16 protein-coding genes are annotated in these 14535 nt (G+C 42.5%); 15 read left to right on the top strand and 1 reads right to left on the bottom strand.

Going from position 1 to position 14535, the window contains the following annotated elements; translation table 11 throughout:
- Positions 1-5 precede the first annotated feature (5 nt).
- The 13 genes from LKD36_RS14495 to LKD36_RS14435 all read left to right on the top strand — a co-directional run bounded on the left by LKD36_RS14495 (position 6) and on the right by LKD36_RS14435 (position 10810).
- On the top strand, positions 6-848 hold the full coding sequence (locus tag LKD36_RS14495; protein WP_308460044.1) for a type II secretion system F family protein: 843 nt from the start codon (positions 6-8) through the stop codon (positions 846-848).
- Positions 849-862: 14 nt separating this feature from the next.
- Positions 863-1282, top strand: a complete 420-nt coding sequence (locus LKD36_RS14490) for a hypothetical protein (protein WP_308460043.1) — start codon at positions 863-865, stop codon at positions 1280-1282.
- Between the two features lie 9 nt (positions 1283-1291).
- Positions 1292-1843: a hypothetical protein gene (locus LKD36_RS14485; RefSeq protein ID WP_308460042.1), complete on the top strand. Its 552-nt coding sequence runs from the start codon at positions 1292-1294 to the stop codon at positions 1841-1843.
- Positions 1844-1856: 13 nt separating this feature from the next.
- On the top strand, positions 1857-2555 hold the full coding sequence (locus tag LKD36_RS14480) for a CpaB family protein (protein ID WP_308460041.1): 699 nt from the start codon (positions 1857-1859) through the stop codon (positions 2553-2555).
- Between the two features lie 501 nt (positions 2556-3056).
- Positions 3057-4586, top strand: coding sequence for a hypothetical protein (locus LKD36_RS14475; protein ID WP_308460040.1), 1530 nt, complete (start codon positions 3057-3059; stop codon positions 4584-4586).
- 16 nt (positions 4587-4602) lie between these two features.
- Positions 4603-4809 carry a hypothetical protein gene (locus LKD36_RS14470; protein ID WP_308460039.1) on the top strand — a complete coding sequence of 69 codons (207 nt, stop codon included), beginning with the start codon at positions 4603-4605 and terminating at the stop codon, positions 4807-4809.
- Positions 4810-5442: 633 nt separating this feature from the next.
- Entirely contained in the window at positions 5443-6495 is a 1053-nt protein-coding gene (locus LKD36_RS14465) for a hypothetical protein (protein ID WP_308460038.1), read from the top strand.
- Between the two features lie 190 nt (positions 6496-6685).
- Positions 6686-6784 (top strand): Flp1 family type IVb pilin, encoded by a 99-nt coding sequence (locus LKD36_RS17585; RefSeq protein ID WP_308460037.1) that lies wholly within the window; start codon positions 6686-6688, stop codon positions 6782-6784.
- Positions 6741-8180, top strand: coding sequence for a DUF5702 domain-containing protein (locus tag LKD36_RS14455; RefSeq protein WP_308460036.1), 1440 nt, complete (start codon positions 6741-6743; stop codon positions 8178-8180). The genes LKD36_RS17585 and LKD36_RS14455 overlap by 44 nt, the downstream gene beginning before the upstream one ends.
- Before the next feature lie 149 nt (positions 8181-8329).
- Positions 8330-8941 (top strand): hypothetical protein, encoded by a 612-nt coding sequence (locus LKD36_RS14450; protein ID WP_308460035.1) that lies wholly within the window; start codon positions 8330-8332, stop codon positions 8939-8941.
- Positions 8929-9318: a prepilin peptidase gene (locus tag LKD36_RS14445; protein WP_308460034.1), complete on the top strand. Its 390-nt coding sequence runs from the start codon at positions 8929-8931 to the stop codon at positions 9316-9318. The genes LKD36_RS14450 and LKD36_RS14445 overlap by 13 nt, the downstream gene beginning before the upstream one ends.
- Positions 9315-9740 carry a hypothetical protein gene (locus tag LKD36_RS14440; protein WP_308460033.1) on the top strand — a complete coding sequence of 142 codons (426 nt, stop codon included), beginning with the start codon at positions 9315-9317 and terminating at the stop codon, positions 9738-9740. Before LKD36_RS14445 ends, LKD36_RS14440 begins: the two co-directional genes overlap by 4 nt.
- Positions 9741-9745: 5 nt before the next feature.
- Positions 9746-10810 (top strand): DUF6382 domain-containing protein, encoded by a 1065-nt coding sequence (locus LKD36_RS14435; RefSeq protein WP_308460032.1) that lies wholly within the window; start codon positions 9746-9748, stop codon positions 10808-10810.
- On the opposite strand, the gene LKD36_RS14430 is transcribed toward LKD36_RS14435, so the two are convergent.
- The gene (locus LKD36_RS14430) at positions 10811-12715 is read right to left on the bottom strand and encodes a sigma 54-interacting transcriptional regulator (protein WP_308460031.1); all 1905 of its coding nucleotides are present in this window, start codon (positions 12713-12715) and stop codon (positions 10811-10813) included. It abuts the gene before it with no gap.
- 300 nt (positions 12716-13015) lie between these two features.
- Here LKD36_RS14430 and LKD36_RS14425 point away from each other — a divergent pair, with 300 nt between their 5' ends.
- Positions 13016-14050: a tripartite tricarboxylate transporter substrate binding protein gene (locus LKD36_RS14425; protein WP_308460030.1), complete on the top strand. Its 1035-nt coding sequence runs from the start codon at positions 13016-13018 to the stop codon at positions 14048-14050.
- 12 nt (positions 14051-14062) lie between these two features.
- Positions 14063-14509 (top strand): tripartite tricarboxylate transporter TctB family protein, encoded by a 447-nt coding sequence (locus tag LKD36_RS14420; RefSeq protein WP_308460029.1) that lies wholly within the window; start codon positions 14063-14065, stop codon positions 14507-14509.
- Positions 14510-14535: the final 26 nt, after the last annotated feature.

The raw sequence follows: 14535 nt of genomic DNA, 5'->3' as shown, positions 1-14535 counted from the left end.
AAAAGATGGTTGTAGGCTTATTATTATGTTTTATTTTTGCTTTGATCTTTACGATGATCCAGTCCCTTCTGTTGAGCCAGAGAGGGACAGATGTAAAGACCTATGCGCGTGAGCAGCTTGAGCATTTAAAGAAAGGGAAACACTTCACAGAGTTTGTGCTGCGTAAGCAGATGAAGCTTAAGAAGTGTGGTGCGGATATTTTTGTGAGGGACGGCATTCTTGTCAGCCAGTGGTATTTGTATAAAGCCCTGTTTGCGTTTGTTACAGGTGGGGTTACTTATCTTTTGGCAGAAAAAATCTTTCGAGTGGATAAAGGATACCTGATAATTGCAGGGATGGTTGCAGTTGCATGGTTTTTTCTGGACATCTATCTTTCGGTGGAAAACAGGCAGTCGAATGAGATCATGATGGCGGATATCTGTGAGATGAGCAGATCCGTGCTTTATGGAAAACGGGGTGGTCAGTACATCATTGATGCCATCAGGGATGCGGTGCTGGTGGTAGAGAATAAGCGTCTTAAAATGGGGATGATTAAGCTTAGAAGTAATCTGGATGCCGGAAGAAGTCTGGAGGATTCCTTAAATGAATTTGAGATGAGCTTTACTACTCCAGAGATTGCGAGCTTCTGTACAGTAATTAAATCCCTGCAGACGACCGGGCACGTGGAAGAAGCACTGAAAACATTGGAAAACAACATTGAAAGGGGACAGGCAGGCGTAAATAAACGAAAATGTATTGTCCTTGAAAATAAGACAATGGTGTATGTGCTTCTGGTGGCATTTGATCTGCTGCTCATGATCCTCTACTGTATCATTATGAAACTTCTTGATATGCAGATCGCATTCTGAGCAGGAGGAGTGGCATGAGAAATATTTTGTTTCGGAAAAAAGAGGCAACAGTGATTGAAAATATGCTGGTGAGCATGATTAGTCTGGTTATGGTCTGTGCATTTCTTGTTATTGTATTTGGGGCTTTTTCCTCCATCAATGACAAATGGAGCATGAGACAGGCTGCGCGGGAGACGCTTTTAATCATGGAAACAGAAGGGTACTTAAAACCGGAGGATGAGCAGGCTCTTATTACGGAGCTTACTGGATATGGGCTTTATGATATCAACCTTACTGGAACCACGAAAACGGAAGTGGATTATGGGGATCGGATCTATCTTAAGATCACGGGAACCTATGATGATAACATTCTGGCTTTTGCAGGTGGGGTCTCACAGGTGGCAAGTCATCCGACTACCATTACCATTCAGCGTCAGACTACGGCAAAACAGTAAGGAGACCATATGTGGGAGAAGAAAGAAGCAACCGGCGCAGTCGGGTACGTAATGCTCTTTACCATGGAGATCATCATGGTTATCATTACGTTCTTTATGCTTGCCAGTGCAAAGCTTATGACGATCCAGCATGATGTGGATGATGCCCTGGCAGATTCGGTTCTGGCTTCCCTTGTTGCAGATGATATTTATTATTTTGAAACATGGGAAGGGACAGGGACTGCAGTTATAAAGTTTCGGAATCTGGATGAGAGTTACAGACTGTATCGGGACTGCATGAAGGATGCCATAGAATCGAAAGAGGAATTTTATGGGAATATACAGTATCCGGTGTTCATCTGCTATGAAGTGGAGGGAGAAGAGGTGACGATTACCACCTTCCATGCGTCTGGCGGAAGGAGCAGGACAAAGGGTGTGCTGGGTGATGTGGTAACACCCACAGGGAAAACAGTCAAAGAAACAAGTGCCTATGGAAAGGTTACATTTGAACTATCAAGCCTGATCGGTGGAGATCCGATAGAAAAAAGCAGGGATCTATACTGCACACTGGAAATCAATTGACGGAGGAATAGATATGTTTGAGAAAAAGGCAAGTATCAAGGAGACGGACAAGCGGGAAAAAACCAAGCTGCAGAAGAAAGGGATGGATGTCATTCGGATCGTGCTTGTTCCGCTTCTGATTACGGCAGCACTGGTGGCAGCACTCTATCTTGTAATGGATAAGATAACAGAACGTGATACGCTACTTAAAAATGTGGTAGTGGCATCCAAAAATCTGAGGGTGAATGCATATATAACACCGGATGAGGTGGATGAGTATTTTAAGGTGATTTCTGTGGATGGGGCTGCAGTCAGCAAGGATGCATATACTTCCATGGATGACTTAAAGGAAAAAGGTTTTTACACCAACATTCCCATTGGAAATGGTCAGATCATTTATTCCGGGAGCCTGAAACCAACGGATGCAAGGCTCGATAAGTACCAGTCCGGGTATGAGATGACAAGCATTGCGGTATCCAATTTTGACAAGGGAGTTAATGGAAAAGTACGGGAAGGAGCTATCATTGATGTTTATGCGGTGGATCCGGCAACGGATGAGCTGGTGAAATATGCAGAGGATGTCTATGTGGCTGCTGCATTTGATTCTTCTGGAAATGAACTGACCACAGATGAAGGGGTGGCACAGAGTTTTACCATCTATGTAAAAGAAGCGGAGATTGAAGAATTGAATAAGGCAATCAATTATGGAGAGATCCATATTTATCAGAAATAAGAAGATTGCAGATAACAAAATCTATGGTGGATGAAGAACTACAATATCTTGACTAATAATAAAGCTTAATATACAATATATACATATTTTTTGGTTGAGTATGAATGTTTAGTTGATCTGGTTTGTTGAACTGGGGAGACAGGGTGCATTGCATTGTGGCCCGCATGGAAGCCTGGATTTGTGGTAGAGATGCTGGTTAAGTACACATTTGGCATGGGATCGTAGTTGTTATTCCGGAGAAACGGAAATGTGGGCTTATTAAAAAAGGACTTCATAAGTGCAGATTTTAAAAGTAGATATATTTATAAAAGAGCTTTGAACAGATAGATGCTGTTCAAGGCTCTTTTTGTGCAGAAATAAAATGTTTATTCTGATGCATGTAAAAGAAACTATGAAAAAAGAGTAACAAAAAGTTACTAGATTATCATTGACAAAGGAAAGGGCATCTGATATTATAAATATGAGGGACGGAATTGTTAAAATTAAGAAGGAAAAGACAAAATGAGAAAAATTGCAAAACAGATACTTGACAAGACAACAATTGGGAAAAATAGAGATATACAGGCGGTGGTTGAATTTATGTCTGAGCCTGATAGCGTTAATAGAATGATTACAGCAACCAAGGCAGGCAAACCTGCTCTTGCAGGTATCGCCAAAGAATTGGAGCAACGATATGGGGACTGCAAAGGTATGCCACTTAATAATGTTGCAAATCGCAGAAACATTGGTTGGATCGTGAAATACGTAATGGCAGAGTATGGATATGAGCCCTTACCTAATAGCGAGAGGACCAGGATAGGTGTGGACTCTGGCTCTAAGTATTTTACGAGTGCGGCTATCTTTAGAAAAACAGATAATGTGCCTGTGCGAGATATTATCACTCAATCAATAGAGATAGACAGAGACCTTACAGAGGAAGATTTGTGGGAGCGACCAGAATCAGTGAAGTATGATGAAATTAAAGAAAGTACGCGCGAAATTCGATGGAAAAGAGAGTATCTTGGCGTGGACTATGATTTTCTTGCTAAATATTTAAATATAACCGGGTTTAAAAACTTATTAAATCGGGATGACATCGAAGCAATATTTAATGGAATCAAAATCCCAGCCATTGAATTAAAAGAAGCAATTTTTGACAGTCTTTCTTATTTTGAAAATTTTGCAGAAAGAAATAAATCTACATATCATGAGATACTTGGTTCGTCGACGAGTAAGGCGTTACAAGCATTTTATAATTTAGAAATCAATCCAGAAGAGGTTACAGATGTCTGGGTATATTACGACAAGTGGGATGCAATATTGGATGGACGTTATAATCTTATTGCAGATGGCAAAAATGATGAAAACCAAGAAATTATGCTAGATGTACCACGATTTGTACTCAAGTCTAAGGAGCAGGAGTACTGGTTTCATGGCCTGACTTGTGGATATGCAGGGCAGGGATGTGCTGGAACGCAAGAAATTTTGCTAAAAATTGGTGCAATTAAAAAAGAAGAAAATTGTGTGAACATGGAGATTTCCCATAATAAGTGCCTTCATTTTTTTCAAAAAGATGGGAAATGGACATATCAGGGGGAAGAATCCAGATATGATTTGCACTACAGTCAAATCGAGAGCAAATCAGATATTAGATTGTTTGCGTATAATAATAATCTGACAATTTCACAAAGCTATAAGTATGGATTTCGATATAACAGGGCTCTTGCTATCGAAGAACCAGATATAGAATGGTTTGGGGCTTCTCTGTATTTTGTCGGCGGAGAAAAGGGGGTCACGGAAATAGAACTAATCAAAAACAAGGACCTGAGTGGGAAAAGTGGTTCTACATGGAAAGAGCCGTCTTATCAAGTGATAATTCGCGGGATGAATAGTCGAGAAATTTGGCTGGACTATCCATTTGATATGATCCCGCCATCAAATAGAGATAATCTATATCAATTTTTTAGCAATTTGGGATTTTCTGTTCCAAAAGAAGATAATTCTGGACTATTTAAATCAAAAAAATCAATATATGGAATTTATGAAAGATAAAATGGGAGGAAATCATATGGATATAGAAGACATGATAGTTGATCTGAATGATTTGACACAAGATGGGGTTATAGAATGTCCTTATTGTCACAAGGGAAAGACTTATACATATTCTGCAAAAGGCAAAGAATCAAGTAATTGTCATATATGCAGACGATTGGTGTTGTGGGATTTTGATCAGATGAAGGCTTATAAAGCTAAAGCCAAAAAATATGTGAGTTAATATACTATTGCTACTTGAGCACAGGGGCATTAAGCCACCACATAGCCGGGGCAGATCATGTTATTTTTATGATTTGCTACGGCTATTTTTGTGGAGGATATAATGACAGAGATATCGAATGACATGTATTGGGCTTCCTGCCCCCAATGTTCAAGTAAGATGCTTAGAATTAAAAGTGGGGAGATAGAGATTATTTGTACGAATCAGCAGTGCAAAAGAAAATGGCTTATTACGGTGGCAGATGGTACATTTGAGTACAAAGCTGTTAAAGCTGAAGAATAGTAGAAAATAATTCAAAAATTTAATATAGAATGAGTAATGTTGCGACAGAACCGAAAAGGTCGGCAATATTTACAATAGTTTGCATGAGCAAAAGCACTTGAATAGTTTTAGATAATAATCTTCATTAAGAAGGTATTTAACTATTAAGCATGACAAGAGCCTGCAAAACGGAGTACTACCTAATTTTGGGTAGTCTGTTTTGCAGGCTCTTTTTTGTTGCTCCGTTTTGCGGCTCACCGGAAATTCTGGTGGATCACAAAATATATTTTCCATTTCCAAATCTGGAATTTTCCGGACAACTACGGATTCGCCCAACTGGTGGGCCACATATCCGTAGGGAGGATATGGAAAATGAGAGCGCAATTAGTGTTTGACAACAAAGTTGAAAGTAAAAAATCGTATCTTACAAGAATGGCAAGACTGTTAGATGTTATCCGCAATCGTCCAGAAGAGATATGCGGATATCCGCAGATTGCTGGAATATCGCCTGATGAAGTTAGGGAATTTGAAAATTATCTTTGTAAAATTTTAGAACCAGAGGTTAAAAAAGCAGCAGAGTTGGCTGCCTATAAAAACAAGATTATGGAGTATACAGATGTAATTACCAATATTGCTCTTGTTTCCGTTATGCAAGTATTACATACCTATAACGATCCTGCTGTGGTTGCAATACAGGATGGTTATAGTATAGATACTTTTATAGCTAATCACATAAAAAATGCTGTCCGGGAAGCATTTAAAGAAAAAACAGGGTTAAAAAAACATCAGCTCGATAAGGCAAATAGAGTAAGGAAAGCAAAGAACTACATAGCTACGACAATGCAGAAACCATATGACACCATTGAAATAGAGGATATTTACAAAGCACAGACACAGATAAGCAATGCAAAACCTCTCTCAAAAGAATCAATCAAGGATGTGCTTAACTATATGGAAACCCAGGTGCATATTGACGAAATTGAAAAATTTGAAGTGGCATCAAATTATGATTCGGTTTCGGAAATTGAATCGGATGAAATCAAAGAACAATTGCATGCTGTGCTTTTGAAAATGAAAAAGGCACAAAGATATGTTTTTCTTAAACGATTATTCGCTGGGGAAGAAAGAATTACGTACAAGCAGCTTGCAAGAGAAACCAAACTAATTGAACTATGCAAAGATGATGAGGTTTGTAGAAGAAATTTAATGAGGGGATCGCTTAAAATATCCAGACCTGGAGGAAAAGAGACCTCTATAGAGGAAGAATATACAGATATTGTTTATTTAAAAATTGACTACATGGATTACTTATACAGAGATGCACTTAAAAAAATTAGAAAATTTATTATAGAAAATGAATTATTTCCTGCAGATTTGGAAGGTTGGATTGAAGAATGGATCTTGGATGAATTTCAGGATTTATAGAGCACTATAAAATAGATTTGAAATAGATTTGATATTGTACGATGCTTTTCTGACGCCAAAATGACATCAAATACAATTGCGATATGACGTCAATGTGACGTTTTAAGAGAAAGTGATAGACAAAAAATACAATGTGTTTTCTGTAAAAACTCCTGAATTATAAGGTTTCGAGCAGGAGGTAAAAATTTTTGTGGTATTGATTGGTCTGGTTATCATTTTTAAAACCAGAATCACCGGAGTAGTAAATGATATTTTTGAAAAAATTGTTTCGCAGAGCAGCAGTGTCTGAGAGGCGCAGCGGGCAGATGAGCATCTGGCTTGCACTTGGATTTTCTGTCTTTCTGGCGCTTTATCTGGTGTGCCTAGAATCGGTCAGAATGCAGTCTGCGAGAAGACAGGCGGAGCAGGCCGCGGAGAGCGGACTGTTCTCCCTATTTTCTGAATATGAACCGCATCTTCTGAAGGAATATAGTTTGTTTGCACTGGATACGTCTTTTCGAAGCGGGACGGAGAACATGGATGAGATCTGTGCACATCTTTGGAAATTTGCGGAACTGAACACGGTAGATGCAGAAGGAAAAACGCAGGAGGGTCTGGCTCTTCAGGGAGTATCTGTCAAAGACCCGGTCAGGCTGACGGATGGGCAGGGAGCGGTTTTTTACCGTCAGGCAGTGCAGGTGATAAAAGAAGAGACAGGACTGTCGCTGGCAGAAGACTGGATTTTTGACGAGGCTTTTCAACAGAAACTGGAAGATGACAGCCGGAGCTTTCAGGAAGACTGCGAAATGTATGAAGGCTCTGTCGTGGATTATGAATATGAAGAGGGCGAAGAAGAGATGTCTTCGGAAGCGGAGAACTGGGATGGTATGTGGAATCGGTTCACGCTGCAGCAGGTGATGGATCAGCCGGAAGCGATCTCGCAGAAGGAAATATCACTGGAGCAGGTACCATCGCACAGGACACTTTCCCGAGGAACAGGGGCCGAACTTGGTACAGAAGATACGGTACTTAATAAGCAGCTGTTTGTCAGCTATCTGTGTGAGTATATGAGGCATGCGGCGGATATGGCAGAAGAATCGGAAAATGACCGGTATCTTGACTATGAACTGGAATATATCTGTCGGGGAAATGCATCAGATGCACAGAATCTGGAAGAAACTGTAAGGAGAATCCTGCTTCTGCGGGAAGGCGTGAATTACGGATACCTGCTTACGGATGAAGAAGCAAAGGCAAAAGCGGAACTTCTCGCTGTTGTTTTGGCTGCAGTGACAGGCAATGAGGCTCTGGTAAAAGGAGTGAAGCATCTGATTTTACTGGGCTGGGCTTATGGAGAAAGCCTGGTGGAGGTCCGCCAGCTTCTGAAAGGACAGGAAGTGGTTCTTGTAAAAACAAAAGAGGACTGGCAGGTTCCATTGTCAGGAATTATTGCGCTTATGGGGAACCCGGGCGCTTATGATGAACAGAAGACAGAACAGAAGGGAATGAGTTATGAATCATTCCTGCGGCTTTTTCTGACCATACAGTCTTCGGAAACACTGGCCATGAGGGGACTGGATATCATTGAGGGCCAGCTGCAGAAAAATGCCGGATGTGAACGGATTCATGTGGACCACTGTATTGACCGGTTGACTGCGCAGATCTGGATGGATAGCCTTCAGATGGAACGAAGTTACCGTTATGAATAAAGAAAAGGAAAGAAGGGAGGTGCAGAGGGATGCTCTTTCGGTATTACAATCTATTCTCTCTCCAGACACCCCACGTAAGGAGGACCAACACCCAACATCTTACAAATGATTCCGGAAGAGCTTCCCTGTACATCTCACGAAAAGGGAGCATGACGCTGGAAGCGGCAATGGCAGTTCCTTTCTTTCTGTGTGCAGTGACGGCACTTTTGTATCTGTTTGTCTTCACAGCACAGAATGGACAGGCATACCGGCGGCTTATGGAGAAGGCAGAGATGCTGGCGGTAACGGCAGGTCAGATCACGGGAGATGATCCCTATATCAGGCTGTATGACTATGAGACGGCAGAACTTCCTTTTGTATCACTGTTTCCAGTGCGGAATCCGGTGATACGGAAAGTGGAAATTCGCGGATGGACAGGATATACGGGGGAGACTTTTGCAGGAAACGGACAGGAGGAGATGGTCTATAAGACACCAGGAGGCGAAGTTTATCATAAAAGCAGAGATTGTACCTATCTGAAGCTGTCAGTTCATATGGTGTCTGCGGCAGAGCTTCCGAACTGCCGGAATGAATCCGGAGGAAAATATGGCCCCTGTGAATACTGTGTCAGAAAAGAATCGCCGGGAAGGATGGTTTATATTGCTGACTATGGAATCAGTTATCATAACAGCAGAAATTGTCAGGGGCTGAAAAGAACAGTGATGGCAGTTCCGCTGTCTCATACGGAAGGGCTCAGGTGTTGTTCACGATGTGGAGCGTAGCGGAAGATGTCTGGGTTATGGGACATTTGCTGCTGCTGTCTTTACAGGACATCCGTGACAGAGAACTGTCTTTTGCAGTACTCTTGGAATTTCTGGGAACAGGTCTGATCTGTGCATTTGTCACAGGAACAGAAGTCTGTTTGTGGCCGGGAATGACACTTTTATTACTGGCAGCGGCAAGCGGGGAAAAAATCGGATATGGAGATGGATGGCTGATACTGGGAATGGGGATGTGGTGTTCTGCAGAGGAAATTGTGTCTGTGCTGCTGATGGGATGTGTTCTGTGCACAGGTGCGGGGATCCTGCGGAAAGAAAAGGAGCTGCCATTTGTTCCTTTCCTGACGGCGGGTTATATTGCGGGGAGGTATTTGCTGTGAACAGATGGAGCAGAAAAAAAGGGCGTTTTGTGCTGGAAGCAGCGTATCTGGTACCGATGGTCTGTCTTCTTATGGTATATCTGGTTTATTTTACGCTGTATGCACATGACTGTGCCGTATGTGCCCATACGATGATAGAAGCAGGAATGAAGGGGATTTACAGAGAAGAAAAAACTTCCGGAGAAATGGAAGATCTGATCCGGCAGGAGCTGCAGAAAAAACTGAAGGAACGGCTTCTGTGGATGGAAGCACCGGATATCACGGTGGATGTGAACCCGGTGCGTGCCAGAATCCGCGTTTCCGGAACCGGACCATTCCTCCGGAAAATAAGGATAGAGACGGAGCGGACATTATATCGGATATCGCCGTGTCCGGCGCTCAGAATGAAACTTTTTCTTACACGGAAAAAGAATGGAGAATAACTATAATGAATGTACATTATAAAAGAGATTTAAACAGTAACTATATGATACTGACGGATGAACACAGAGAAGACGGGTATGAGGTGCGCATGATTACAGAAAATCGAATCTATGGATTTCTCCCATGCGTGTGTCAGGAACATGAGCAGCGGACGGAATATTACTATGAGATTACAGGACGGCAGAGCCTGCAGCTGGCCTATGAGCGGAAAAAGATAAACTGTGAGCAATTAAAAGGATTTTTACGAGAACTGCTGAGAATTCTTGAGGCGGCAGGAGAATATCTGCTGAATCCGGAACATTTCATTCTGGAACCGGAATATATCTATCTTCATGCCAGAACAGAGCGGCTGTGTCTTTGCTACTATCCTGCCTGTAAAAAGGACATCAGAGAATCATTTCTGAATCTGGCTGAGTATTTTCTGGGAAAATTGGATAAAAGTGATGCAGCGGGCATCGAATTTGGATACGATCTCTATCAGCGGGCAATGGAACCAAATTTCAGTCTGGAAGAACTGATGAAACGGACAGAAAAAGAAGGAAAGTGTCAGCCGGAGGCAGCAAATATAAAAGAAAATGTGCTGGAACAGGTTTCTGTGCAGGAGGAGATTCCGGAGAAGACCGGGAGCTGGAGAAGTTTTTTCAAGAAAAAACCGAAAAAATCAAAGCTGGAAGACTATCTGGCGGAGGCTGACCAGATCGACAGTGGAGCCGTGCTGTTTCTGCGGGAGAAAAATTCGATCGGAGAGACTACTTATCTGAAAACAGAAAAAAGAGAAGGATTACTGTTGAAAAGCCGTAATCCAGAATATGAAGATTTTCATATTAAAGGGGAAAGCTTTTTGATCGGTAAAAAGAGAGACAATGTAGATGGCTGTATTCCTGCGGAAACCATCAGCCGAATCCATGCCCGTATCACAAAGGAAGGACCATCCTACTATCTGGAAGATCTGAATTCTACCAATGGAACATGGGCAGACCGGATTCAGCTGGATCCTTATGAACTCTTTCCGCTGGAAAACGGAATGAGAATCACGTTTGCCAGCGTGGAGTATGAGGTGGAGGTTTAGTTAAATTCCGTATTTTTTCATCTTCCGCCACAAGGTGCTTGGATGCATATTGAGATATTCTGCAGTCCGGGAGCGGTTGTTGCGGAACAGTGCCAGTGCTTTTAATATTTCTGCTTTCTCATCATAGGCAGGAAATTCTTCAGAAACAGTCGGAGACCTCTCTGGCTGTTTTTCTGTCTGCAGGAGAGTGGGTGAAGCAATATCCGGGAGTGCACGGTAGATATCATCGGTATCTGCCGTATCCTTTTGGCACAGGATGCAGAGACGTTCGCAGAAGTTACGCATTTCACGGATATTGCCGGGCCATGGATAATTTTCCAGCAGCCGGAGTGCACGATCGTTCAGATACTTTAACCGGCAGCCGGTTCGTTCATGTTCAAATTCAATGTAATGAGTAAGCAGAAGGGAGATATCCGCACCACGCTTTCTGAGTGGTGGAAGATTCAGCTCCAGAACGTCCAGACGATAGAGAAGATCCTGACGGAATTCTCCGGCGGCTACTGCTTCTTTCAAGTTTTTGTTGGTAGCGGAGATGACACGGACGTCGATGGGGATGACCGTATCATTTCCCAGACGGATAATCTCTTTTTCCTGCAGGACACGAAGCAGACGACTCTGCAGTTTTGGGGAGATATCGCCGATCTCATCGAGAAAAATAGTTCCCTTGTGAGCCATTTCAAAGAAACCCATCTTTCCGCCTTTGGCAGCACCTGTAAAAGCACCTTCCACATAACCAAATAATTCACTTTCCAGCAGGTTTTCCGGAAGTGCGGAACAGTTGATCGCGACAAATGGATTATTCCGCCGGGTACTGCTGTTATGGATACTTTGGGCAAACAGTTCTTTTCCGGTACCGGTCTCTCCATAGATCAGGATATTGGAATCCGAGTAGCTGAAATTGATGGCATCCGAGATGACGGAGTCCATGATCTGGCTGCTGTGAATGATCTGGGAGAAACGATATTTGGCGGTAAAACCGGAACGATGCATTTTTTTACGAATCTGACTTTCTTCTGCCTGAATCTGGGCGGTATTCTGAAAGGTCAGTACGCATCCGGCATTATCGTATTCGCTTTCAATTGGTACACAGTTAATCATCAGAGGGATGCTCTGACAGTAGTGAAGCTCTGAAAGAAATTTCTTTCCCTTATGTATGACATCATTTACTGCCAGGTCTGGAAAATACTCCTGAAGGGCATGTCCGATAAATGGAGTTTTGACATCCTTTAGAACCGTGTGGCAGTAGGAGTTGGCAAAGGTAATATATCCTTCTCGATCCGTAGAGATAATGCCCTGGAAAGAATAGTTCATAATATTGGCAATTTCATTACTGCGCTCTTTTTCACGGAAAGAGATTTCTGCGGCAAGTTTTGCTTCAGCAATCGCATTATTGATGGATTCACGGCCAGTTTCAATCATCACAGCCGGAATATGATATTTCTCTGAGAGAAGAACAGTAGTATGTCCACCCACAATGGCATCATTTCCGTCTGCGATTGCTTTCTGGATCATGGTTTCGAGCTGGGTTTCTTCCACAATGGGGTAAGCGGTGATCTCAATATCAGGGAAGATGGAATGTGCATTTTCTGAACTGTAGACCATATTAAATGCACCGACAAGTGCCAGCTTTTTTAGCGGAACTTTGCGGCGGCATTTCTGGATGGCAGCGATGACGTCATAACCGGATACTTTTAATTCCGTACAGGCAATTCCTTTTCGCTGCATGGTATGAGCGGTAAATCCTCGGGCAATGGCGATATCTGCGTTGATGTTATCCAGTGGATTATTAAAAAAATCCTGGATGATTTCATATTGAAAATCATCGTGATCCGGGCGTTCTGCGATAACCTGCCGGATAGTTGACTGCATTCCTGGGTAAGGCGCAAAAAAGACCAGTCGTATCATAAAAATAAAGACCTCCGTTTTGATTATGTTAAAAGGTAAAAATACCATGTTAAGGAGCAGTTAAGAAACATGCAAAAGAGCACATACTGTTTATTGCATAAAATTGCAATTGAATAGTTTATGGAAATATTATAGGTGAAAATGCAAACTTCTGCAAATAAATTTCATGACTAAAATATGATTTTACAGAACAAAATGAAGAAAATGACTGTTTTTTGGGTGAAAAAAACTGGCATTTGAATTGCTCTATAGAAAGGCATCAAAAAAAGAAACCGAAAATACATAAACGGAGGGACGAAAATGAAGAAAAGAAGTATTGCATTATTGATGGCAGCCATGATGGCAATGAGTATGGCAGGATGCGGATCATCCGCTTCCACAGAGACACCGGCTTCTGATGCATCAGAGAGTGCCGATTCATCTGATACCGCAAATGCAGCAGATGCTGATGGATTCTATGCAGGCAAGACGGTGGAGATGATTGTACCGTGGGCAGCAGGAGGTGGAGCAGATACCGCATGTCGTCTGATTTGTTCCTATATTGAGAGGGAACTAGGATGTACCATTGTTATTAATAATGTAACCGGAGGAGGCGGAAGTATCGGTCTGGCTCAGCTTACAAAGGCAAACACGGATGGTCTTTCCTATGCATATTTTGCCAATACAGACTCCAACGGTGACATCATGCTGGAAGGTGTTCCATATACGGCAGAAGACTTTGCGCCGGTATGTAAATTTGCAGCAGACCCGCATATCATCGTGACTTCCAATGCATCCGGTATCAAGGATATGGATGGGCTGATTGCAGCAGGCCAGGATGGAACGACTTTGTGGGGAATCGGTGGAGCATGGACTCACTGGGATTTCGTAAAACTGGAATTTCAGGAGGCTACCGGAACGAATTATAAACGTCTGGTATATGATGGAGGAGCAACCGTTATGACCGATATTATGAGCGGTGACTGTACCGTGGCAACTCCGTTCGTATCAGAAGCACTGACTGCTATTGATGCGGGAGAGGCAGTGCCGATTGCGATTACCAGCGCAGAAAGAAATGATGCATGCCCGGATATTCCGACAGTCGCAGAACTTGGCTATGAGGGATTTGATTCTACCATGTGGAGAGGCTTTGTGGCTCCGGTTGGAACCGATGAGGCAGCTATGAGAGAGTTTGCAGATGCAGTCGGAACCGTATGTGAGAACGAGGAGTTCCAGGCAGCAGCCGTAAAAGCAGGAATTACTGTTGATTATACTGATTATGATGCATTCCAGGACTTTTACTGGGAGAACCATAATGCAGTAAAAGCTTACTATGAAGCAAATTCCAATATGTAAGGAGGGAGTACATTGAAGAAAAGTATGCCGGATGTGATCTGTGCAGCAGTGTTGCTGATTTTTTTGACAACTGTGGCGGTACAGGTTCCAGCTATTCCGAAAGTATCCAGAGCATATCCGATTTTTCTTCTGGCAGTCGCATACCTGATGGGAATCTGGCTGCTGGTGAAGAGTCTGCGCAGGTTAAAGCATGAAGAAAAGCAGGAAACAGAAGTAATTGCTCAGACGAAAATCATCCTTCCCTACTGTGTGATGATTGCACTGTACTTATTTTTAATGAGCAGAATCGGATATGTAGTTTCTACAGTTGTGTTTATGATGGTTTCCCTGCTGTATCTGAAGTTTAAGAGTAAGATCGGTATGGTGATTATCAGTATTGTCACGACGATTCTGATTTACCTGATGTTTTCCAACTTCCTTGGCGTTATCCTGCCGAGGGCAGCATGGTTCCGTTTTTGATTCGACAGAGAGGGGGATTATAGATT

The organism is Hominiventricola filiformis (assembly GCF_020686965.1).
GTDB classification, from domain to species: domain Bacteria; phylum Bacillota; class Clostridia; order Lachnospirales; family Lachnospiraceae; genus Hominiventricola; species Hominiventricola filiformis.
The sequence above is the reverse complement of the archived record's forward strand: the minus strand, read 5'-3'. Positions and strand labels throughout refer to the sequence as shown.

What these genes read in the sequence shown, in the direction of transcription:
- LKD36_RS14495 (WP_308460044.1), top strand. Translation starts at nt 6, where the DNA reads ATGGTTGTAGGCTTATTATTATGTTTTATTTTTGCTTTGATCTTTACG.
- LKD36_RS14490 (WP_308460043.1), top strand. Translation starts at nt 863, where the DNA reads ATGAGAAATATTTTGTTTCGGAAAAAAGAGGCAACAGTGATTGAAAAT.
- LKD36_RS14485 (WP_308460042.1), top strand. Translation starts at nt 1,292, where the DNA reads ATGTGGGAGAAGAAAGAAGCAACCGGCGCAGTCGGGTACGTAATGCTC.
- LKD36_RS14480 (WP_308460041.1), top strand. Translation starts at nt 1,857, where the DNA reads ATGTTTGAGAAAAAGGCAAGTATCAAGGAGACGGACAAGCGGGAAAAA.
- LKD36_RS14475 (WP_308460040.1), top strand. Translation starts at nt 3,057, where the DNA reads ATGAGAAAAATTGCAAAACAGATACTTGACAAGACAACAATTGGGAAA.
- LKD36_RS14470 (WP_308460039.1), top strand. Translation starts at nt 4,603, where the DNA reads ATGGATATAGAAGACATGATAGTTGATCTGAATGATTTGACACAAGAT.
- LKD36_RS14465 (WP_308460038.1), top strand. Translation starts at nt 5,443, where the DNA reads ATGAGAGCGCAATTAGTGTTTGACAACAAAGTTGAAAGTAAAAAATCG.
- LKD36_RS14455 (WP_308460036.1), top strand. Translation starts at nt 6,741, where the DNA reads ATGATATTTTTGAAAAAATTGTTTCGCAGAGCAGCAGTGTCTGAGAGG.
- LKD36_RS14450 (WP_308460035.1), top strand. Translation starts at nt 8,330, where the DNA reads ATGACGCTGGAAGCGGCAATGGCAGTTCCTTTCTTTCTGTGTGCAGTG.
- LKD36_RS14445 (WP_308460034.1), top strand. Translation starts at nt 8,929, where the DNA reads ATGTGGAGCGTAGCGGAAGATGTCTGGGTTATGGGACATTTGCTGCTG.
- LKD36_RS14435 (WP_308460032.1), top strand. Translation starts at nt 9,746, where the DNA reads ATGAATGTACATTATAAAAGAGATTTAAACAGTAACTATATGATACTG.
- LKD36_RS14430 (WP_308460031.1), bottom strand. Translation starts at nt 12,715, where the DNA reads ATGATACGACTGGTCTTTTTTGCGCCTTACCCAGGAATGCAGTCAACT.
- LKD36_RS14425 (WP_308460030.1), top strand. Translation starts at nt 13,016, where the DNA reads ATGAAGAAAAGAAGTATTGCATTATTGATGGCAGCCATGATGGCAATG.